The organism is Labrys sp. WJW (genome assembly GCF_001676615.1).
Lineage (GTDB): Bacteria > Pseudomonadota > Alphaproteobacteria > Rhizobiales > Labraceae > Labrys > Labrys sedimenti.
Genome location: NZ_LYXZ01000011.1, coordinates 75918 through 97438 on the forward strand (window position 1 = coordinate 75918; position 21521 = coordinate 97438).

Annotated in this window: 20 protein-coding genes; 11 read left to right on the forward strand and 9 right to left on the reverse strand. The window is 64.6% G+C overall.

All coding sequences use genetic code 11. The features are described from left to right. Positions 1–210 precede the first annotated feature (210 nt). Positions 211–1596, reverse strand: a complete 1386-nt coding sequence (locus BA190_RS07185) for a cell wall hydrolase (protein ID WP_068284692.1) — start codon at positions 1594–1596, stop codon at positions 211–213. Positions 1597–1859: 263 nt separating this feature from the next. Here BA190_RS07185 and BA190_RS07190 point away from each other — a divergent pair, with 263 nt between their 5' ends. Together BA190_RS07190 and BA190_RS07195 are read left to right on the forward strand one after the other, a co-directional pair. Then, positions 1860–2690 carry a uracil-DNA glycosylase family protein gene (locus BA190_RS07190; protein ID WP_156771394.1) on the forward strand — a complete coding sequence of 277 codons (831 nt, stop codon included), beginning with the start codon at positions 1860–1862 and terminating at the stop codon, positions 2688–2690. Between the two features lie 218 nt (positions 2691–2908). Then, complete coding sequence (locus BA190_RS07195; protein WP_068284696.1) at positions 2909–3811, forward strand: neutral zinc metallopeptidase; 903 nt, start codon at positions 2909–2911, stop codon at positions 3809–3811. 257 nt (positions 3812–4068) lie between these two features. Here BA190_RS07195 and BA190_RS07200 read toward each other — a convergent pair whose 3' ends face one another. Next, on the reverse strand, positions 4069–5331 hold the full coding sequence (locus tag BA190_RS07200; RefSeq protein ID WP_245314605.1) for a Gfo/Idh/MocA family protein: 1263 nt from the start codon (positions 5329–5331) through the stop codon (positions 4069–4071). Positions 5332–5394: 63 nt separating this feature from the next. Next, complete coding sequence (locus BA190_RS07205; RefSeq protein ID WP_082979535.1) at positions 5395–6135, reverse strand: GntR family transcriptional regulator; 741 nt, start codon at positions 6133–6135, stop codon at positions 5395–5397. Between the two features lie 116 nt (positions 6136–6251). On the opposite strand from BA190_RS07205, the gene uxaC reads away from it, so the two are divergent. The 7 genes from uxaC (at position 6252) to BA190_RS07240 (ending at position 14062) form a co-directional block, all read left to right on the forward strand. After that, the gene (gene uxaC / locus BA190_RS07210) at positions 6252–7652 is read left to right on the forward strand and encodes a glucuronate isomerase (protein WP_068284705.1); all 1401 of its coding nucleotides are present in this window, start codon (positions 6252–6254) and stop codon (positions 7650–7652) included. Between the two features lie 129 nt (positions 7653–7781). After that, positions 7782–9065 (forward strand): ABC transporter substrate-binding protein, encoded by a 1284-nt coding sequence (locus BA190_RS07215; protein ID WP_068284707.1) that lies wholly within the window; start codon positions 7782–7784, stop codon positions 9063–9065. Between the two features lie 5 nt (positions 9066–9070). Then, positions 9071–10018 carry a carbohydrate ABC transporter permease gene (locus BA190_RS07220; RefSeq protein WP_068284709.1) on the forward strand — a complete coding sequence of 316 codons (948 nt, stop codon included), beginning with the start codon at positions 9071–9073 and terminating at the stop codon, positions 10016–10018. Continuing rightward, positions 10008–10874: a carbohydrate ABC transporter permease gene (locus tag BA190_RS07225; protein ID WP_068284711.1), complete on the forward strand. Its 867-nt coding sequence runs from the start codon at positions 10008–10010 to the stop codon at positions 10872–10874. Before BA190_RS07220 ends, BA190_RS07225 begins: the two co-directional genes overlap by 11 nt. A gap of 20 nt (positions 10875–10894) precedes the next feature. Next, positions 10895–11905 (forward strand): Gfo/Idh/MocA family protein, encoded by a 1011-nt coding sequence (locus BA190_RS07230; protein WP_068284712.1) that lies wholly within the window; start codon positions 10895–10897, stop codon positions 11903–11905. Beyond that, positions 11905–12972 carry a Gfo/Idh/MocA family protein gene (locus BA190_RS07235; protein ID WP_068284714.1) on the forward strand — a complete coding sequence of 356 codons (1068 nt, stop codon included), beginning with the start codon at positions 11905–11907 and terminating at the stop codon, positions 12970–12972. The genes BA190_RS07230 and BA190_RS07235 overlap by 1 nt, the downstream gene beginning before the upstream one ends. Before the next feature lie 10 nt (positions 12973–12982). Continuing rightward, positions 12983–14062: an ABC transporter ATP-binding protein gene (locus tag BA190_RS07240; RefSeq protein WP_068284716.1), complete on the forward strand. Its 1080-nt coding sequence runs from the start codon at positions 12983–12985 to the stop codon at positions 14060–14062. An 83-nt stretch (positions 14063–14145) separates the two neighbouring features. On the opposite strand, the gene BA190_RS07245 is transcribed toward BA190_RS07240, so the two are convergent. Then, positions 14146–14658, reverse strand: a complete 513-nt coding sequence (locus BA190_RS07245; RefSeq protein WP_068284718.1) for a hypothetical protein — start codon at positions 14656–14658, stop codon at positions 14146–14148. A gap of 183 nt (positions 14659–14841) precedes the next feature. Between BA190_RS07245 and BA190_RS07250 the strand changes: the two genes are divergently transcribed. Then, positions 14842–15966, forward strand: a complete 1125-nt coding sequence (locus BA190_RS07250) for a PA0069 family radical SAM protein (protein ID WP_068284720.1) — start codon at positions 14842–14844, stop codon at positions 15964–15966. An 81-nt stretch (positions 15967–16047) separates the two neighbouring features. On the opposite strand, the gene BA190_RS07255 is transcribed toward BA190_RS07250, so the two are convergent. After that, a complete protein-coding gene (locus tag BA190_RS07255; RefSeq protein WP_068284722.1) occupies positions 16048–16506 on the reverse strand; it encodes a hypothetical protein in 459 nt (152 codons plus the stop codon). A 186-nt stretch (positions 16507–16692) separates the two neighbouring features. Here BA190_RS07255 and BA190_RS07260 point away from each other — a divergent pair, with 186 nt between their 5' ends. Further along, a complete protein-coding gene (locus BA190_RS07260) occupies positions 16693–17265 on the forward strand; it encodes a ribonuclease HII (RefSeq protein WP_068284723.1) in 573 nt (190 codons plus the stop codon). 210 nt (positions 17266–17475) lie between these two features. On the opposite strand, the gene BA190_RS07265 is transcribed toward BA190_RS07260, so the two are convergent. Genes BA190_RS07265 through BA190_RS07280 form a run of 4 tightly spaced genes read right to left on the reverse strand, consistent with a single transcriptional unit; the run spans position 17476 to position 21489 of the window. Next, the gene (locus tag BA190_RS07265; RefSeq protein ID WP_068284724.1) at positions 17476–17922 is read right to left on the reverse strand and encodes an RbsD/FucU family protein; all 447 of its coding nucleotides are present in this window, start codon (positions 17920–17922) and stop codon (positions 17476–17478) included. 9 nt (positions 17923–17931) lie between these two features. Continuing rightward, a complete protein-coding gene (locus tag BA190_RS07270; protein WP_068284725.1) occupies positions 17932–18969 on the reverse strand; it encodes an ABC transporter permease in 1038 nt (345 codons plus the stop codon). Beyond that, positions 18969–19925 (reverse strand): ABC transporter permease, encoded by a 957-nt coding sequence (locus tag BA190_RS07275; protein WP_068284727.1) that lies wholly within the window; start codon positions 19923–19925, stop codon positions 18969–18971. The genes BA190_RS07270 and BA190_RS07275 overlap by 1 nt, the downstream gene beginning before the upstream one ends. Beyond that, a complete protein-coding gene (locus BA190_RS07280; RefSeq protein ID WP_068284729.1) occupies positions 19918–21489 on the reverse strand; it encodes a sugar ABC transporter ATP-binding protein in 1572 nt (523 codons plus the stop codon). The genes BA190_RS07275 and BA190_RS07280 overlap by 8 nt, the downstream gene beginning before the upstream one ends. Between the last annotated feature and the right edge of the window lie 32 nt (positions 21490–21521).

Below are 21521 nucleotides of genomic sequence, written 5' to 3' on the forward strand. Positions count from 1 at the left end.
TTGCCGTCACGACAAGCGTAGCGCGCCAATGCAGCAGCAACAATTGCCGCACCGGTAAGCTTCGGTTTGCTTCACGACGCTCGCATCGACGATGCGATAATCATGCCGTCCACAAACGCAACTTCGATGCCAGCCATACGCGGGAATCCGGATCTTGGGTATCCCGCCGGATACAGGAGCTGTGGATGTCCTCTCCGGGAGACTTGCCAGTCACGCCCACCATTTGACGCGATAGAAGATGTGCTTGCCGATCTTGTCCTTCTCGCGCATGTCGCGCACCCAGCGCGGACGGACATAATTGGCGTGATAATGCGTGGCGTTGCCGACTTCGGGGATCCAGTCCTTGGCGTTCATCACCCGCTCGGCGAGGACCAGGGCCTGTTCCCAGGGCTCCTTCTCGGTCACCTTGTCGGCGACGAGATCGCAGGCGAAGGAGAACTGGCAACCGCCATAGCGCTTGTTGCTGGCGCCTTGATAGACCACGTCGCAGACATTCTTGGGATAGAAGGGGGAGCGCAGGCGGTTGATGATGACCTGGGCGACGGCTACCTGCCCTTCCCGGCTCTCGCCGCGCGCCTCGAAATAGATCGCCGTCGCCAGGCAGGTCTGTGCCTTGGTGAATGCGGCCGGCGGCAAGTCGAGCGGGCGGGCCTTGCCATCGTCCAGCCCGGGCAGGCCGGCGATGCGCGATTTCTTCTGTGCATCGGTCAAGCCCTCGTCACTGCCGATTTCGGGCATGGTCTGGGCATCGTCCGGCGTCATCACCGGCTGCACGTTCGCCAGAGCCACCACCGGCTGGAGAGCACCCGGCTCGGCCATGGCGAGTTCGACCGGTAGCGCCTCGTCGGCACGGGTGGTGCTGCTGGTCAGGCTGGCAAGGTCGGGGCGGCTGGCCGCCGGCGACATGCCGCCAGCCGGGGCCAGCGAATGATCGAGAGGCACGGCTCCGTCATGTCCGCCGAGCTCAGCGTCAGCAATCGAGAGCCGCTCGGCAAGCTTGGTGACGACGATGGCGCTGAGTCGGGAGGGCTGGAATTGCTGCAGGCTCTCGGCGGTCTCAGGCGGCTGGAGCTTGCGCGACAGGCGCCCCATCGGCCTGGCACCGACCTTGGGCATCAGCACATGCGGATCGCCCGATGCCATATAAGCGACATTCTCTCCGGCACCCCGGTCTGGCCGGCGATCGCCCTTGGCGGTCCGGATCACCTCGGGCCAGATCGTCATGCCCTTCTTGGTGGCATCCCGGATCGGCGCGCTGGGCGGACCGACATCGTCGGGAAGCGGCATGAAATCGCTTCGGCTCGGCGTCAGCGTCAGGCTGGCGGGCATGGCCCGCAGCGTGAAGCCGTCTCCGAAGGCCGTCTGCGGCGCCGAACCGATATCGGCAAGGCTGAGCTGCGGCATCGCGAACAGCCCGGCCCGCATCACCGAAGCGCGACGTGCACCCAGCACACCCACACCGCCCTGCAGGGCGCCATGCATGCTGGCGGCAACGGCCGGGCTCGCCTGCACGGCGGTCGAGCGGCGATACATCATCGTGCTGGTAGCGCCAGCGCAGAGCAGAAGGGCGATGATGACGGGCCGGCGCAGCAGCATGGACGAGGCTCACAGGTTCAACCAACACGGCCTATGCAGGTTCTCCATGATCGCGCCCGTGGCGTGATCATGGAGAACCTGCAAGATTTCAAACATCTGCAGACAATCTCGATACTGCCCATTCGTGGGCAGTATCGAGATTTTCGGCCTGGCCGATGAACTCATTGATGATGCATTAACCTTGATGGGGAGTTAACAGAGGCGGCCAGCCTGTTCCAACCGTGGAAGGATTGCTCTATCCTCGCGCCATGATGTCCTCGCCAATGCCCCCCGAACAGATCGTCGCGCTGCTGCAATGGTATGCCGACATGGGCGTGGACATTGCGATCGGCGACGAGCCCGTCGACCGTTTCGCCGAAAGCGCCCTGCCGCCTGCCTCCCCCGCGCGCGCCCTTCCCGAACCGGAACCGGCACGTCGGACGCCCACCGCCACGGCTCAGCCCCGCATGGCCTCCCCCGCCCCTTCCATGTTGACCACCTCGCCGGACGCGGTGGAACTGGCGGCGCGCGAACAGGCACGCAGTGCCCGCACGCTGGACGAATTGCGGGACCTGCTCGAGCGCTTCGACGGCTGCGCCCTCAAGGCCACGGCGAACCGTCTCGTCTTTGCCGATGGCGCGCCCGACGCCAAGGTGATGTTCGTGGGCGAAGCGCCGGGACGCGACGAGGACATCCAAGGCAAGCCCTTCGTCGGCCGCTCCGGCCAGCTGCTCGACCGCATGCTCACCGCCATCGGGCTCGACCGCACCAAGGCCTATATCGCCAATGTCGTGCCCTGGCGCCCGCCCGGCAATCGCGATCCGACCCCGCAGGAGACCACGATCTGCCGTCCCTTCATCGAAAGGCAGATCGAACTGGTCGCGCCCAAGGTCCTGGTCTGCCTCGGCGCCCGCAGCGCCCAGGCGCTGCTCGGCGTTACCGACGGTATCCTGAAACTGCGCGGCCGCTGGTTGGACTACGATCTGGGCGGCCAGCGTATCCGGGCGATCGCCACGCTGCATCCGGCCTATCTGTTGCGCCAGCCGGTGCAAAAACGCCTGGCCTGGCGTGATTTCCGCGCCATCCGCACGGCACTCGAGCAAGACGCCCCCTGAATGCGCACGAGGACGCAGCCCCTCTCCCTTGAAGATGGGGAGAGCGCAATCACGACGCATTTTGACAAAACTGTATTTCCCTACGTAAGCACCGGCTAGAGCCCCTGTAACGGGCTTTGCGAAGACATATTTATTGGGTATGGCTTGAGCAGTTGAAATCACCATGCCGGCCCTCACAGCGATGGACGGCCGGCATCCGGGGAGCAGGAGACAGGGCGATGAAACTCGACGATATGCGCGCCTCCGACAATGTCGACGATCGTCGCGGCGAAGGCGGTGGCTTCGGCGGCGGTGGCGGCGGCGGTGGTTTCCCGGGCGGACGAGGCGGCATCGGCCTGGGCGGCCTGGTGATCGTGGCCGCGCTCTATTTCCTCGTCGGCCCCGAAGCGGCCTTCAATGCCCTGCAGGGCCTCAGTGGCGGCGGCGAGCCGCAGATCCAGGAACAGCAGCAGCCGCGTCCCTCCAGTCAGACAGGCGGAGCCACCGACGCCTCGGGCACCTTCGTGCGCAAGATCCTGGGGTCGACCGAGGATACCTGGACCAAGCTGTTTCAGGAACAGGTCAAAGGCAGAAGCTACCAGCCGACCGAGCTGGTGTTGTTCAGCGGCGTGACACGGTCGGCCTGCGGCACGGCCCAATCGGCGATGGGTCCCTTCTATTGCCCGAATGACAAGAAGGTCTATCTCGACACCGCCTTCTTCGACGAGATGCGCAACCGCTTCAATGCCTGCCCGGCGGGCCAGGGTGCCTGCGCCTTCGCGCAGGCCTATGTGATCGCGCATGAAGTCGGCCACCACGTGCAGGACGAACTCGGCCTGCTGCGCGAAGGTGGCGCCGGTGCCGGCGGCGCCTCGGTGCGCCAGGAACTGCAGGCCGATTGCCTGGCCGGCGTTTGGGCCAACCGCACCCAGCAGGATTTCAAGTTCATCGAGCAGGGCGACATCGAAGGCGCACTGCAGACGGCGCAGGCCATCGGCGACGACATGCTGCAGAAGAAGATGCAGGGCTATGTCGTGCCCGACAGCTTCACCCATGGCACGGCGGCCCAGCGCCAGCGCTGGTTCGTCGCCGGCCTGAAGAGCGGCCAGATCCGCTCCTGCGACACCTCCGGTAATATCTGAGGGAATTGGGGGGCGGTTCTTCAGAGCCGCCTGGAAGCATCGCATTGGCCGGTTCGGCATCGGGCGGATCGCGAAGTTCGGATAGGACATCACGACCCCTCATCCGACGCTTCGCGCCACCTTCTCCCGCAGGGGGAGAAGGGATCGGGTTAGCTCAGCGCCTTTCAAAATGGCCTCTTCTCCCCTTGCGGGTGTCGCCAACTCACTTGAGTTGGCTAGAGGTCCCGGCAGGGGGATGAGGGGTCGCAGCCCCCCGTTCAGGCCGGCAAGCCGCCAAGCTCGGCCAACCTGACCGGACGGCCCGATTTCATGCTGGCAACAGCCGCCGCCCCGCACAGCATCGACATCGCGCCGGCCAGCGCGCCGGCACGCTGGCCGAGCGGGTCGGTCATGCCGGGGCGCAGCAGCATGTCGCGCAGGCGGTCGTCGCCGCCGAAATGCCCGCCGCCGGCATGCGGCACGCTGATACGCTCGACATCGCCGAAATTGCGCATCAGCAGAATCTCGTCATGGTCGGGTGTCTCGAAGGCCTGTCGCTCATATTGGCGGACCTCGATGCGTCCCTTGGTCCCGTTGAAGGCCAGGTGGTAGCCCTCGATCGGCATGAAGGTATTGAGGGAATAGGACACGATCACCTCGTTCTCGAAGCGCAGCATCGCCGTCATGGTGTCGGCGATGTCGATGTCCTCACGATAGACGCAAGCATCGCGCACATAGCCGTCCTCGCTCGACGGGTCCTCATAGAGCAGGGTCAGCCAGGGATCCCCGCTCATGTCGAAATAGAAATCGCAATCCTGGGCGTGGCTGCAGGTCTGGCAGCGTTCGCCGCGAAACGGCCCGTTGCGGCCGTAATTGCGCTGGGTACCGAAGGCCGAGACCTCGCGCGGCACCGAGTCCAGATACCAGTTGAGCAGGTCGAAATGATGGGTGGCCTTGTGCACGAACAGGCTGCCCGAATGGGCCTCCTTGGCGTGCCAGCGCCGGAAGTAGTCGGCGCCATGCTGGGTGTCGAGATACCAGTGGAAGTCGACCGAGGTCACGGTGCCCACCGCTTCCTCGCGCAGCAGCTGCTTGATACGAGCGGCCGTGGGGGCGAAGCGGTAGTTGAAGGTCACGTCGACGGGCCGGCCGGTGCGCGCCTCGGCTTCAAGGATGCGGCGGCACTTTTCCGGCGTGGTGGTCATCGGCTTCTCGGTAATCACCCGGCAACCCGCCTCCAGCGCCTTGACGATGATCTCGTCATGGGTGTCGTCACGGCTGCAGACGATGACGATCTCCGGCTTCACGCTCGCCAGCATCTCGTCGACATCGGTATAGACGGGCGCGTTGGTGCCGATCGCGGTGCGCGCCGCCGTGGCCCGCATCTCGTTGATGTCGCAGATTGCCACGAACTCGGCCCGGTCCCGCCAGCCTTGCAGCAATTCCTTGCCCCACATGCCCGCGCCGCGATGGCCGGTGCCGACCAGGGCCACCCGATGCCGCTCGGCGCCCTCCTCATGTCTCGTCGCTTGCATCGTCATAGCGTTTCCTCATGCGGTTCTGGCTGTTGAGGCGCCCGGGAACGGGATCTTTCTCCAGGACGCTCAGACGAAATAATCGGGATACTGCACCCTCAGCCTGTCGATGTCGGGAACCACGGCGCTCAGATGCGCCTTCATGGCCTTGCTGGCCACCTCGACATCGCGGCGGGCGATGGCATCGCGGATGAAGCTGTGCTCGGCGATGACCTGATGCATGCGCCCCGCCACCGGCAGGGTCAGCCGCCGTGCCCGGTCCATCTGGACCTTGATCTGGCGCAGCAGGCGCGGAATGCTGGGATAGCCGGCGATCTGGGCAATGGCCTGGTGAAAGGCTTCATCCGCCTCGTGAAAGGCATCCTTGTCGCCAAGATCGGCCAGAAGGCGCTGGCGCGCCAGGATGGCATCGATGCTGGCGATGTCGGCAACCGTGGCGATCTCGATCAGGCGCCGCACCGCCGTATCCTCCAGGGACTGGCGGATCACCACCGCCTCGGGAATGGCAGCCACCGGCACGCGCGACACGAAGGTTCCCGATTGCGGGAAGATGTCGACCAGGCCGTCCTCGGCCAGGCGGATCAGGGCCTCGCGCACCGGCGTCTTGCTCACGCCGAAGCGCTGAGTCAGCGCCTTTTCCTGCAAGGGAGTGCCGGGCACCAGGCGCATGCCGAGGATCGCCTCGCGCAGATCGTCATAGATCAGGGTTGCCGTAGTGACGCGCGGCCGCCTGGGGCGAACGCCGGACTGCGCCGCCTTGCCTCGCGCCGTCAGGATTTCCAGCGAATGGCTCGTATCCTGGCTCTCCATGGCCCTGGCCTGATGTGCCCTGCGGCATCACGATGATCAGATTTTGACACACTAGTATCTTAGTGTTAAAGCCAACGTCAAGAGGAGACGCCAACCAGAACAGGGCCGAGCCCCGCATGGCACTTCATCCAGACAGGCTTTTGCCGATCGAACCGGACGCCAGGACCATCGCGCGCCGCCTCTACGGGCAGGTGGCAGGCCTGCCGATCCTCTCCCCGCACGGCCATACCGATCCGCGCTGGTACGCCGAGGACGCGCCCTTTCCCGACCCCGCCACGCTGTTCGTCAAGCCCGACCACTACATCACCCGCATGCTCTATTCGCAGGGCGTGCGGCTGGAGGCGCTCGGCATTCCCAGCCGGGATGGAACCGATGTCGAAACCGACGGCCGCAAGATCTGGCGGCTGTTCGCAGAACACTGGTATCTCTTCCGGGGCACGCCGAGCCGCTTGTGGTTCGAGCATTCGCTGGAAAGCGGCTTCGGCATCACCGAGCGTCTGGCGCCGGCCAATGCCGACCGTCTTTACGACGAAATCGCCGCCGCGCTGGAACGGCCTGAATTCCGCCCCCGCGCCCTCTATGACCGCTTCAACATCGAGGCGATTTCCACAACCGACGCCGCCACCGATGCCTTGAAAGCCCATCAGGCCATCCGCGCGTCAGGCTGGAAGGGACGCGTCCTGCCGGCCTATCGCCCCGATGCGGTCGTCGATGCCGACAGGGCCGATTTCCAAGTCGAGGTTCGCCGCCTCCTCGATATGACCGGGCAACCGACGAGCTGGGACGGTTATCTGGCGGCGCATCGCGAGCGGCGCGCCTTCTTCAAGTCTCTGGGCGCGACCTCGACCGATCATGGCCACCCCAGCGCCCGCACGGCCAATCTCGACAGGGCCGATGCTGCGGGGCTGTTCGCCCGCCTGCTTGCCGGCCCCGCCACGCCGGCGGATGCCGAGCTGTTCCGGGCCCAGATGCTGACCGAAATGGCACGGATGAGCCTCACGGATGGGCTGACCATGCAGATCCATCCAGGTTCCCACCGCAACCATAATCCGGCCCTGTTCACCCGTTTCGGCCCGGATGTCGGCGCCGATATTCCCAGGCCAACCGGCTATGTCGAGGCACTGAAGCCGCTCCTGGACGCCGTCGGCAACGAGCCCGGCCTCACCCTCGTGCTCTTCACCCTGGACGAGACGGCCTTCAGCCGCGAACTTGCGCCCCTCGCGGGCCATTACCCGGCGCTCAGGCTCGGGCCACCCTGGTGGTTCCTCGACAGTCCGGAAGGCATGCGCCGCTTCCGCGAGCTCGCGACGGAGACGGCCGGCTTCTACAACACGGTCGGCTTCAACGACGATACCCGGGCCTATCTCTCCATCCCGGCACGGCACGACATGGCCCGCCGCGTCGACTGCGCCTGCCTTGCCCGCCTGGTGGCCGACCATCGCCTCGAGGAGGAGGAGGCAGCCGAGATCGCCGTCGACCTCGCCTACAATCTCGCCAAGCGGGCCTACAAGCTCTGACATCGCCTACCGCCGCGGTGTGCAGTGTCACGTAACGTCATATCGATATCGAAACGCACGAGTACAAAGACAAGAACGCGCAAGAACCGGCCTTTCGACCAGCCAAACGGGCCGGAAAAGGGGGAAGCCATGAGTGCCCATCTCGTCAGTCGTCGTGCCCTGCTCGGAGCAGGCTGCGGATTTGCCGCCTCCGCCATGCTAGGCAACCCGGCCCGCGCCGAGGACAAGCAGCTCAGGGTGTTCTGGTGGGGTTCGCAGGAGCGGGCCGATCGCACCAACAAGGCGGTAGACGCCTTCCGGGCCGCCAATGCCGGCATCGACACCAAGACCGAATTCACCGGATGGAGCGACTACTGGCCCCGCCTCGCCACGCGGGTCGCCGGGCGCAATGCACCGGACCTGGTGCAGATGGATTACCGCTATATGTTCGAATATGCCCGCCGCGGCGCGATCGTGCCGCTCGATCAATATCTGGGCAATCTTCTCGACATCGCCGATTTCGGCAAGACCAATCTGGGATCCTGCAGCGTCGACGGCAAGCTTTACGGCATCAATCTCGGCGTCAATTCCTCCGCCATGGCCCTTGACGGGGCCGCCTGGCAGCAGACGGGCGTAGAGCCGCCGAAATTCGGGACGAGCTGGGAAGAATTCGCCAGCAAATGCGAGGCCTTCGGCAAGGCCAACAAGCGCAAGAAGTTCTACGCTTCCGTCGATGCCAGCGGCCTCGAGCCGGCCTTCGAGCTCTGGTTGCGGCAGCGGGGCAAGGCTCTCTATGACGACAAGGGCGCGCTTGCTTTCGATGCCAAGGACGCGGCCGACTGGTTCAAGCTGTGGGGCGCCCTGCGGGATTCCGGCGGTTGTGTCACCGCCGACATCCAGGCTCTCGACAAGCTGACGCTGGAGACTTCGCCGCTGGCCCTCGGCTATGCCGCTGCCAGTTTCCTGCATTCCAACCAGTTCATCGGCGCCCAGCAGCTCAGCAAGGCCAAGCTCTCGATCACGGCCTATCCCGTCACGACCGGCGGCAAGCCCGGCCACTATCTCAAGCCCTCGCAGATGTGGTCGGTCTCCTCGGATACCAAGGCGCCGGAGCTTGCCGTCAAGCTGGCCAACTTCACGGTACATGATCCGGCCGGCGTCAAGATCCTCGGCGTGGAACGGGGCGTGCCTGCCTCGCCCGCCATGCGCGACCTCGCGGCCGCCTCGCTCGACGAGGTCAGCAGGCAGATGGTCGATTATGTCGGCAAGCTCGACCCCTATGTCGGCCCCCTTCCCCCCGCCCCGCCCAAGGGCGCCGGCGAGATCTCCTTCGTGCTGCTGCGCATCAGCCAGGAGGTCGCCTTCGGCACGACAGCCGAGCAAGGGGGCGAACAATTCGTCACGGAAGCCGAGTCGATCCTGAAGCGGGGCTGACCGCCATGGCCCCGACGACCCTGGCCTCGACCACTCTGGCCCGTCCGAGCGAGATCTCCGAAAGCCGGTTGCGGCAGGCCCTGCGCCGCAACGCCGCCGGCTATCTGTTCCTCGCCCCCTGGCTGCTCGGCTTTCTCGGCCTGACGCTGGGGCCGGCCTTGGCCTCGCTCTATCTGTCCTTCACCAATTACGACCTGCTGCAGAGCCCGCAATTCGCCGGCACTGCCAATTATGTGCGCATCGCCACCGCCGATCCGAAATTCGCGGCGGCAATGAAGGTCACTTTCACCTATGTGCTCCTGTCGGTGCCGCTCAAGCTGATCTTCGCCCTGGCCCTGGCCATGGCCTTCAATCGCGGCATTCGCGGATTGCCGTTCTATCGCGCCATCTTCTACCTGCCCTCGCTGCTCGGTGCCTCCGTGGCGATTGCGGTGCTCTGGCGCCAGCTCTTCGCCGCCGACGGCCTCGTCAATTCGCTGCTTGCGCTCGTCGGCATCGATGGGCCGAGCTGGATCTCCAATCCACGCTATTCGCTCTACACGCTGGTGGCGCTCTCGGTCTGGCAGTTCGGCTCGCCCATGATCATCTTCCTGGCGGGCCTGCGCCAAATTCCGCAGGACATGTACGAGGCCGCAAGCCTGGACGGCGCCTCCAAGGCCCGGCAGTTCTTCAGGATCACCTTGCCGCTGCTCACCCCGGTGGTGTTCTTCAATTTCGTCATCCAGACCATCGAGGCTTTCAAGGCCTTCACGCCCGCCTTCATCATCTCCGAAGGCAATGGCGGCCCGATCAACTCGACCCTGTTCTACACGCTCTATCTCTACCAGGAGGCTTTTGGCTATTTCCGCATGGGCTATGCCTCGGCGCTGGCCTGGATCCTGGTGCTGATCATCGCCTTCTTCACCGCCTTCTCCTTCCTCACCGCGCGTTATTGGGTGCATTATGACGACTGATGCCGCCGTGCACGCGCCGGAGCGCTCGATCCTGCGTTCCGCCCTGATCCACGCCGCCCTGATCGGCGCCTCCTTCGTGATGCTCTATCCCCTGCTCTGGATGCTGGCCGGCTCGGTGCGCCCGGCCGACGACATTTTCGGCGGCCAGACCTCGCTGATCCCTTCCCAGATCTCGATCCGGGCCTATCAGACCGGCTGGTTCGGCCTGCAGGTGAGCTTCGGCACCTTCTTCCTCAACTCGCTGGCGATTTCCGTGCTGGCGACCATCGGCAACGTCATGGCGGCCTCGCTGACGGCCTATGCCTTCGCGCGGCTGCAGTTCTTCGGCAAGAATTTCTGGTTCGCCCTGATGCTGGGCACGCTGATGCTGCCTTATCACGTCACGCTCATTCCCCAATATGTGCTGTTTCTGAGCATGGGCTGGGTCAACACCTGGCTGCCGCTGGTGGTGCCCAAATTCCTGGCCGTCGACGCCTTCTTCATCTTCCTGATGGTGCAGTTCTTCCGCGGCCTGCCGCGCGAGCTCGACGAGGCCGCCATGATGGATGGCTGCAGCGCCTGGCGCATCTACTGGAAGATCGTGCTGCCGCTTTCGACACCCGTGCTCGCCACGGCCGCGATCTTCTCCTTCATCTGGACCTGGGAGGATTTCTTCGGGCCGCTGATCTATCTGAGCGACATCCACACCTACACCGTGCAGCTCGGCCTGCGCTCCCTCGTCGATGCCAGCGGCACCTCCGACTGGGGTGCGTTGTTTGCCATGTCGGTGCTCTCCCTGATCCCGATCTTCCTGGTCTTCCTGTTCTTCCAGCGCCTTCTGATCGAAGGCATCGCCACCACGGGCATGAAACGCTGAAAATTTCCCGGATCATTGATATGAAACCTTTGAAATTCGCCGTCATCGGCATCAATCACGACCATATCCATGGCCAGATCCGGGCGCTCCGGCAGGCAGGCGCCGTCTGCACCGGCTTTCATGCCGTCGAGAACGATCTTTCGGCCGCCTTTGCCGCCGCCTATCCCGAGGTCCCGCGCGTCGCGGAGGCGGCAAGGCTCTATGAGGATCCTGCGATCGACGTGATCGTCAGCGCCGCCATTCCAGGCGATCGCGCCGACATCGCCGTCAAGGCCATGCGCCACGGCAAGGACGTGCTGCTCGACAAGCCTGGCATGACCAGCCTCGATCAGCTCGAAAGCGTGCGCCTGGTGCAGGCGGAGACCGGGCGCATCCTCTCCATCCTCTATTCGGAGCATTTCGAGGTACCCGCTACGGTGAAGGCGGGCGAACTGGTGGCCTCGGGCGCCATCGGCGACGTCGTGACCATGGCCGGGCTCGGGCCCCATCGCCTGCGCAAGCCGCAGCGGCCGGGCTGGTTCTTCGAGCGCGAACGTTATGGCGGCATCCTCGTCGATATCGGCGCCCACCAGTTCGAGCAGTTCCTGTTCTTCACCGGCGCCGAGGATGCCGATATTCTCTCGGCCTCCGTCGGCAATCGCGCCAATGCCGACAGGCCGGGCCTGCAGGATGTCGGCGATGTCCATCTGCGCACGCCTGAGGGCGTCACCGGCTATATCCGCGTCGACTGGTTCACGCCGGACGGCCTGCCGGTATGGGGCGACGGGCGGCTCTTCATCACCGGTACGCAAGGCACGATCGAGCTGCGCAAATATGTCGACGTCGCTGGCCGCGACGGCGGCGACCATCTTTTCCTCACCGACCGGAAGGGCATGCAGCATATCGACTGTTCTTCGGTCGAGCTTCCCTTCGGCCGGCAGTTCATCGCCGACGTCTTCGAGCGCACCGAAACGGCCATGCCGCAGGCCCGTTGCTTCAAGGCGATGGAACTCGCCCTCAAGGCCCAGCAGCGCGCCGAGGAGGCCGCGTGATGGGCGAGATCAAATCCGTCGCCGTGGTCGGGCTGAACATCGGCCGCTCGCATATCGCCGAGGCCTATGCCCCGCGCCCCGAACGCTGGCGCCTCGCCGCCGTCTGCGACCGCAACCAGGAGCGCCTCGATGCGGTGGCCAACGAATTCTCGGCCGAGAACCGTACCCTTCATTTCGACGAGCTTCTTGCCCGCGACGATATCGACGTGATCGACATCGCCACCCCGCCAGCCACCCATTTCGAGCTGGTCAGCCGGGCCCTGGCAGCCGGCAAGCACGTCGTCTGCGAAAAACCGCTGGTCGGCTCGCTGCACGACGCCGATCTGCTGGCCAATGCCCAGGCCCAGAGCGGCCAGATCCTGATGCCGATCTTCCAGTATCGCTTCGGCGAGGGAGTACAGAAAGCCAAGCGCATCATCGAAGCAGGGCTGGCCGGCAAGCCCTATCTCGGCACGGTCGAAACCCATTGGAAGCGCACGCCCGACTATTATGCCGTCTACTGGCGCGGCAAATGGGAGACCGAGCTCGGCGGCGTGCTGATGACCCACGCCATTCACCAGCACGACATGATGACCTATCTGATGGGCCCGGTTCGGCGCCTGTTCGCGCGGGCGACGACCCGCGTCAACGCCATCGAGGTGGAGGACTGCGTCTCTTCCTCCTGGGAAATGGCCAATGGCGCGCTGGTGGCCGCCAGCGCCACTCTGGGCTCGCAGAACGAGATCAGCCGGCTGCGCCTGTGCTTCGAGAACGTCACCTTCGAGAGCGGCGGCGAGGCCTATTCGCCGGGCGACGAGCCCTGGACGATCCTGCCCGCCAACGAGGCCGTGGCCGCACGCATCCAGGATCTCGTCGCCGACCTGCCGCCGGTCGGCCGCCGCTTCCTCGGGCAGATGGATGCCTTTCACGAGGCCTTGCACGGACGCGGGCCGGTCCCGGTCACGGTCGATGATGCACGTCGGGCGCTGGAACTGGCGACTGCCTTCTACCACTCGGCCCAGACCGGCAGTGACGTGGTTCTGCCGATCGGACCGGATCACCCGAAATATCGCGGTTGGCGGCCGTAAGGAGGACGACATGGCGACCAGCATCAGGCTCGACAAGGTGGTGAAGCGCTACGGATCTCTGGACGTCATTCATGGCGTGGATCTCGTCATCGAACCGGGCGAGTTCACGGTGTTCGTTGGCCCATCGGGCTGCGGCAAGTCTACCCTCCTGCGCATGATCGCTGGGCTCGAGCCGATTTCGGCCGGCGACCTCACCATCGACGGCGAGCGCATGAACAATGTCCCTGCTTCGCGCCGGGGCATCGCCATGGTGTTCCAGTCCTATGCCCTCTACCCCCACATGACAGTGTACAAGAACCTCGCCTTCGGCCTGGAAACAGCCGGCTACAAGCGTGCCGAAATCGAGAAACGGGTGCGTCATGCGGCCAGGATCCTCAAGATCGAGGATTATCTGCAGCGCCGCCCCAAGGCCCTGTCCGGCGGCCAGCGCCAGCGCGTCGCCATCGGGCGGGCGATCGTGCGCGAGCCCCGCATCTTCCTGTTCGACGAGCCGCTCTCCAATCTCGACGCGGAACTGCGCGTGCAGATGCGCGTCGAGATCGCCAAGCTGCACCAGGACCTCGGCAACACCATGATCTATGTCACCCATGACCAGGTCGAGGCGATGACCATGGCCGACAAGATCGTGGTGCTGCGCGACGGCGTGGTGATGCAGGTCGGCGCGCCGCTCGACCTCTACAATGCACCGGCCAACCAGTTCGTGGCCGGCTTCATCGGCTCGCCCAAGATGAACTTCCTGGCCGGCCGCCTGGCCGGGACTGGCGATGCCATCGAGGTCGCCGGGCAATCCGTTCGCCTCGGCACGCCGCTGCCGGGTGCCAACGCGGCGACCCCGGTCACCTTCGGCGTCCGCCCCGAGCATATCCTGGTCGGCGGCGAGGCCGGCGAGGCGCTCGGGGAGGTCAAGGTCCATCTGGTGGAGCATCTCGGCGGAGAGACGGTGCTCTACGCTGCCACCGCAGGTGGCGAGAACCTGACCATTTCGGCCCCCGGCCAGTTGCGGGTCCGCCATGGCGAAACCGTGCCTCTGCGTGCCGACCCTGCCCTCTGCCATGTCTTCGACCGGGAAGGCGCTTCGCTGCGGCGATAATTCCTCCGGGATCGCAGGCTTCCAGCCTGCTCTTGGAAACACGAACCGCTCAAGAGCAGGTTGGAAGCCTGCGATCCCGGATTTCAGCTCTCCGCCCCTACCCCGCCTGTAAAGGCGCGGGCGCGCAAGGCATGGGTTCCCAAACGCCCGCCCGCCAGCAACGCCTTGCGCGGTGCCAGCATGGCCTGCCTCCGTCTGCGGCCGCGTGACAGCTTGAGCACGATCTCGCGGAGCCTTGCCCGCCAGCCGTAATCGTCGACCGCGCCCCGAAACAGCATGGCGACCGGGTGGTCGTCGGCTCTTTGCAATCGCTGCATCATCGCGCCGGCTTCGCGGAACCAATCGCTTTCCAGCCGGACGCCTGGCGCCATCATGAGCACCCAGTCGCTGCGGGCGGCCTCCAGACCGGCCCTGGCATCGCCTTCGACGATGACGCAACCGACCGCGTCGGCCACCAGCCGTGTGCCCTGCGACGGTCCGGCTTCCGCCACCACCACCTCACGCACGAAACCGTCCGCCGCCGCCGGAACGAGGGCAGCCAGCGTTTCCGCCAGCGCGATTTCCTGGCCGTTTGCGGCAATGACGACACTGATCATGGCAGGTCTGGTCCGTCTGGAACGGTCACTTTTCTCAAGCGTCCGCATATCACGCGCCACCGCCGGGCGTGAGGGGCGCGAATGCGCGATCCTGCTCAAATGATTGGCATTTTCGTTTCCCTTGCTCAAATGTTCCCTTTTTGTTCTAATGAGAACAGAGAAATTTGATTCGCGGAGGCGGCCATGGGCGTGCCGATAAGCAAGGTCTCTCTTACCGATGCGGTGCCGGTGGGCACGACCGTGGTCGACATCGAGCGACGACGGGGGCGCGGTGCCGGCTCCAATGCCAGCGGGCGCTTCGAGGGGCTCTCGCGCTTCATCGAGGATGACGGCTGGAACTCGATCGAGGAACTGCCGACCCTGCGCACCGAGATCCAGGAGGAACATGCCCGCAAGATCATCACCTTCAACGACTCGCCGGACATCTCCTTCGACCGCTCGATCAACCCCTATCGCGGTTGCGAGCATGGCTGCGTCTATTGCTTCGCCAGGCCGACCCACGCGCATATGGGCCTCTCGCCGGGACTCGATTTCGAGACCAAGCTGTTCGCCAAGCCGAATGCCGCTGCACTGCTGGAAAGGGAATTGTCGGCGAAGAACTACCAGCCGCGCACCATCGCGATGGGCACCAACACCGATCCCTACCAGCCGATCGAGCGCCAGCGCGGCATCACCCGCTCCATTCTGGAAGTCCTTGATAGAACCAGCCATCCGGTCGGTATCGTCACCAAATCGGGCCTGATCACGCGCGACATCGACATTCTCGCACGCCTCGCCAGGCGCGGTCTCGTCAAGGTCGCCTTGTCGGTGACCACCCTCGACGCCAAGCTTTCGCGCTCGCTCGAACCGCGCGCGGCGACGCCGTCCCTGCGCCTGAAGGCCATGCGCCAGCTAGCCGATGCCGGCATTCCCGTGACGGTGATGGTGGCGCCGATCATCCCCAAGATCAACGATGCCGAAATCGAGCGCATCCTCGATGCGGCCCATGCGGCGGGCGCACGCGAGGCAGGTTACGTCATGCTGCGCCTGCCGCTGGAGATTTCGGGCCTGATGCGCGATTGGCTCAACGAGCATCGCCCCGATGCCATGAACCATGTCTTCTCGCTGATGCGGTCGAGCCGCGACGGCAAGGACTATGATTCACGCTGGGGCCTGCGCATGTCGGGAACCGGACCCTATGCCTGGATGATCGGCCGGCGCTTCGAACTGGCCGCCGCGCGGCTCGGCATCAACGCAAGGCGGCTGAAGTTGCGCACCGACCTGTTCACCCGCCCGGTGCGGATGGGCGAGCAGTTGGCGCTGTTCTGAGCGGGCGGATATTCCGTCCCTCGGTCAAATTGCCCAAGAAACGGTCCTTGTCCACTCCGCCATCTCAAGAACTGCCGGCAATCACCCCTTGCTACCGCTGAACCAGGATGAGCGTTGAGGCTTGGCCGGCACCGAGGAAGACTCGCTCACGGACGGGCCGGGCAATTCGCTCACCGGTGTGAGCGTCGCCGACGCCCAGAAGGAATTGCCGGCCAAGGCGTGCTCGGCAAGCTTGCGATAGGTCGCCAGGCGACGATCGATCCGCTCGCCAATGTCATAGGCGGCAAGTTCCTGGGGCGTCGGGTCACGACCGACCTCCTTCTTGAACGCCGCCAGCCAGTCACGCTTGTTCTGCATGGAAAGGGAGAAAGCGAGGAGGCCGACGACATCCTCCTCGTCATGCACCAGACGATCGAACACATTGTCGGAGTGCAGGCCGGCCTTGGCCGGAGCCGGGTTTGGGGCGGATGCCACTTCGCTCTTGGATTGATGGTCCTGAGAAGGCGCAACTGCCTCGATATCGGTCACGTTCTTTTGCATTCCACCCTGCCCTGCAACAAACGCTATCTGCCCAGATGCTAGCTACCGTTGTCGGCAACATGCCGTGAAATATTGCGGCTCAACTTGACACGGCAGGGGCACAAAGCAAGTCACGATTTGTATCGGTACAGTTTCGGGCCATCTTCCACGCTGGACCTGTCGGCAGGAATCTTCTAACGCCAGTTCATGACAAAACTTCTTCTCGCTGGCGTCGACGAGGCTGGCCGGGGACCGCTGGCGGGCCCGGTTTCGGCAGCCGCCGTCATCCTTGATCCTGACAGAGTGCCCGTCGGCCTGGCCGATTCCAAGGTCATCACGGCGGCACGACGCGAAGAGCTCTATCAGGAGATCATGGCGTCGGCGCTTTCGGTGTCGGTTGCCTTTTCGAGCCCTGCCCTGATCGACCGGCTCAACATCCGCGGCGCCACGCTCGACGCCATGCGGCGAGCCGTCAGGGGCCTGTCCCTGCGCCCTTCGTCGGTGGAGATCGACGGCAAGGACGTGCCGCACGGCCTGCAGCTTCCGGCCCGCGCCATCATCGACGGCGATGCCCTGGTGCCGGCTATTTCCGCTGCCTCGATCATCGCCAAGGTCACCCGCGACCGCCTGATGATCAAGCTGGCGGTCACCTATCCGCTCTATGGCTTCGAGCGCCATATGGGCTACGGCACAGCCGAACATACCGCCGCCATCGACACGCATGGCCCCTGCCCGCACCATCGCCTGACATTCGGCAGGCTCAAGGCTTATCGGGTTTGAAGAGGAGGGACAGCGCGCGCCCCTCATCCGGCTGCCGCCACCTTCTCCCGCAAGGGGAGAAGGGATTTCATCGGGCTCGCTTTTGCCACATCCGGCCGCTTCAACATCGCGCGGCCCATCCCACAAAGGCTCCTTCTCCCCTTGCGGGTGCCGTCAACTCCCTTGAGTTGACGAGAGGTACCGGCAGGGGGATGAGGGGTGCAACACCTCCTACGGCGCGATCACGCCCTTGCGGAAGATGAAGCAGCCATAGAAGCGGCGCTCGCCGGTGGCGATGACGCAATAGGCTTTCTTGGCGTGTTCGTAGAATTCCATGCGCTCGATCGAGGTCATCGGCCAGGACTTGCCTTCCGCGCGGTCAATGGCCGCCTGCACCTCCTGCTGGACCGCCGGGATCTCGTCAGGCGAGCCGACGATCTCCATGCGGCGGGCCGAGTCGTCGACGAAGGTGTCGAGCGGCACGACCGAGAGCACGGCCTCGACCGCCCGCGCGGCCGTTACGCCGTCGATACGCAGGAGATCGCCCAGCACCGTTTCGCGGGCAACCGAATCGGCCGGGAAATTGGTGTCGCAGATCACCAGCGTATCGCCATGGCCCATGGCCCGGAGGGCATAGAGCACATCGGCATTCAGCAACGGATCGATGTTCTTGAGCATGATACTTTCCTATTTTGCGATCTGCGCAGGCTTGGTCTGCATGAGTTTGGCCTGCAGGATGACGACGACCAGCAGGAAGGCGCCGCGCACCACCGACTGCCAATAGGCCGAGAGCGAGATCCAGCCCATGCCGTTCTCGAAATTGAGGATGGTGTAGATCAGGCCGAGCAGCAAGGCGCCGGCCAGCGTGCCGCCAATGGAGCCCTTGCCGCCCGTCAGCAGCGTGCCGCCCACCACCACCGAGGCGATGGCGATCAGCTCCCAGCCAATGCCTTCGATCGGTTGCCCCGCGCCGAATTGCGAAGCCAGGATCACACCCGACATCCCGGCCGTCACGCCCGAGATCACATAGACGGCGAAGATGGTGCGATTCACTGGCAATCCCATCAGCCGGGAGGCTTCCGCACCGCCGCCGACGGCAAGCACATGGCGCCCAAAAGAGGTGGAATTCAGCGTGACGCCACCAATGATATAGGCAGCCAGGGCGATCCAGGCCGGTGTCGGAAAGCTCAGGATGAAACCGAGAATGGTCGCCGCGATACCGGCATTTTCGGCATCCACCCATTCGGGCCTGAGGAAGCTGAGAAGATCACCTTGCCCGAGCACGGTAAAGGCGGTGTCATAGGAGGCCGACACCGACTGGTTGTTGGCGAGCAGCAGGGCGGTGCCCTGCGCCGCCAGCATGGTGGCAAGCGTGGCGATGAAGGGCAGGATCTTCAACCGGGTGATGATCAGCGCATTGATGAGGCCGACAATTGCCCCCGCCGCAAGCCCGCCGGCCACACCGGCAAGCAAGCCATAGGAGCTGAGATAGGCGGACACGACGCTCGCCAGCGCGGCGGTGGTGCCGACCGACAAATCGATGCCGCCGGTCATGATCACGAAACACATGCCGAGGGCCACCAGCATGAACATCGAGTTGTAACGCAGCACGGTCTGGATGTTGTAGGTGCCGAGGAAACCGTCATAGCGCCAGGCACCGAAGGCCGCGAGCAGCACGAGGGCGAGCAGGACGCCGATCACCGGCGTGAACTGGAATTTCTTCATCACGCCGTTCCCTGCCGCTGGAGCCAGACGGCGAGCACGATCAGCACCGCCTTGGCAATGAGGGCCGCCGCATCCGGCACGCCGTTGGCAAGCAAGGTATAGCGCACCAGCTGGATGATCAGGGCTCCGAACAGGGTGCCGACGATGGTGGCCCTGCCGCCCGAAAGCAGCGTGCCACCCACGGCCACCGCAGCGATGGCATCGAGTTCCTTGCCCATGCCGATCAGATTGGCATCGGCCGCCGAGTTCATGGCGATCTCGATGAGACCCGCAATGCCGGCGCACAGCCCGCAGATGAAATAGACCAGCACCTTGACGCGGGCGGCCGGCACGCCGGCGAGCCGGGCAGCCGACTCATTGCCGCCGACTGCCAGAACCTGGCGGCCGAAGACGGTACCCTTGAGCACATAGGCGGCCGCGATCACCAAGACCGCCATGATCCAGACCTGGAACGGCAATCCCAGCACCTTGCCGAGCGCGATCGCCTGGAACTCGGGGACCTTGAAGACCTGCAGGTCGCCATTGGTGGAGACCTGGGCAAGTCCCCTGCCCGCGATGAACAGGATCAGCGTCGCGATGATCGGCTGGATGTTGTAGCGCGTGATCAGCCAGCCGTTGAACAGGCCGAACAGACCGGCCACCAGCACCGGGATGACGATGCCGAAGGCGATCGCGACATAGAGGTTGGGAAAATCCACCAGCTTGCCGGTGAAGATCATCGGCGACAACGCACCGGCGATCGCCATCAAGGAACCGACCGACAGGTCGATGCCGCCGGTTGCGATCACCAGCGTCATGCCGATGCCGACAATCACGATGGTGCAGACCTGCGTGAGGTTGAGCAGCAGGGTCTGGGTGGTGGCGAAATTGGGTGTGACGGCGAAATTGAAGCCGATCAGAAGCAGCAGCGCGATGAAGACACCGTAGCGCTGCAGGAACGCAGGAACGTCACGCATGGCCGGGTTTTCCGTGGGCTGGCGTCCCCGTCTCGTCGGCGACAGGGCTGGCGCCGTGGGCCATCGCGGCCATGATGCTGTCCTCGCTGATATCGGGCGGCCGCAGCTCCGCCACGCTCAAGCCGTCGCGCAGCACGAAGACGCGGGTCGCAGCCTCGATGATTTCCTCAAGTTCCGACGAAATCACCAGCACACCGAGTCCCTCGGCAGAAAAGCGCCGGATCAGGTTGAGAATTTCCGCCTTGGCACCGACATCGATGCCACGCGTGGGTTCATCCAGGATGAGAAGTTTAGGATTCATGCACAGCCAGCGGGCGAGCAGGACCTTTTGCTGGTTGCCACCGGACAACTCGCGGATCTTCTGATCCGGGCTCGAGCATTTGATGCCGATTTCCTTGATGAAGCGCTCGACGATCCGCCTCTGCTCCGCGAGGTCGAAGCGGCCGGAACGCGAGAGGGCCGGCATCAGTGCAAGAGTGAGATTGTCGGCAACCGACATGTCGGGGATGATGCCTTCGACCTTACGATCCTCGGAGCAGAACCCCATGCCGGCCTTGATCGCCTCGGCAGGTGAACGGAAATCCGTCCTGGCGCCACCGAAGGCGATCTCTCCCTTGGCCCGGCGATCGGCGGCAAAGATGGCGCGGGCGGTTTCGGTTCGGCCCGAACCGAGCAGGCCGGCAAGTCCGACAATCTCGCCCTTGTCGATCGAAAGCGTGGCGTCGCTGACCCGGCGGCCGATTGCGAGCGAACGCACGCCGAGCAGTTCCTCCCGGCGTGACGGCGCTTCGTCACGCTCGGCGGCGGTGGGGCCTGCCATCACCTCGGCCAGAGCCTTGCCGAGCATGGTGGTGACCAAAGTGAGCTTGGGCATCTCCTGCATGGTCGAGACGGCGACCGTACGCCCGTCCCGCATGATGGTCACGCGGTCGCAGACCGCATAGAGCTCGTCGAGCTTGTGGGTGACGAACAGCACCGAGACCCCATCGCTCTTCAATTGCCGGATGGTGCGCAGCAGCACCGCCACCTCGGCCTCATCCAGGGAGGAGGTCGGCTCGTCCATGATAACCAGGCGGGCCTTGAAGGATACCGCGCGGGCGATCGCCACCATCTGCTGGATGGCGGTGGGGAATCCTCCCAGGGGCTGGGTGACGTCGATATTCACGTCGAAACGGGCCAGGAGTTCCCGTGCACCGGCATTCATCGCCTTCCAGTCGATGAACAGACCGGCACGCTTGGGCTCGCGCCCGAGATAGATGTTCTCGGCGACCGAGCGATAGCCGATCAGATTGAGTTCCTGAAAGATGGTGCTCACCCCCAGGCGCTGGGCCTGCTGCGGAGAGCTCGCCTGCCAGGGCGCTCCCCCGAAGGTGATGGTGCCGCCATCATGCGAATGGGCACCGTTGAGGATCTTGATCATGGTCGACTTGCCGGCCCCGTTCTGGCCGACCAGGGCCATAACCTCGGCGGGGGCGATGTCGAGGGTCGCACCATGCAGGACTTTGACACCGCCAAAACTCTTGGTGATGCCGTCCATGGAAAGAAGCGGGGACGATGCTGCCATGCAGTCTCTGGCTCATAATGGCGGTAAAACCC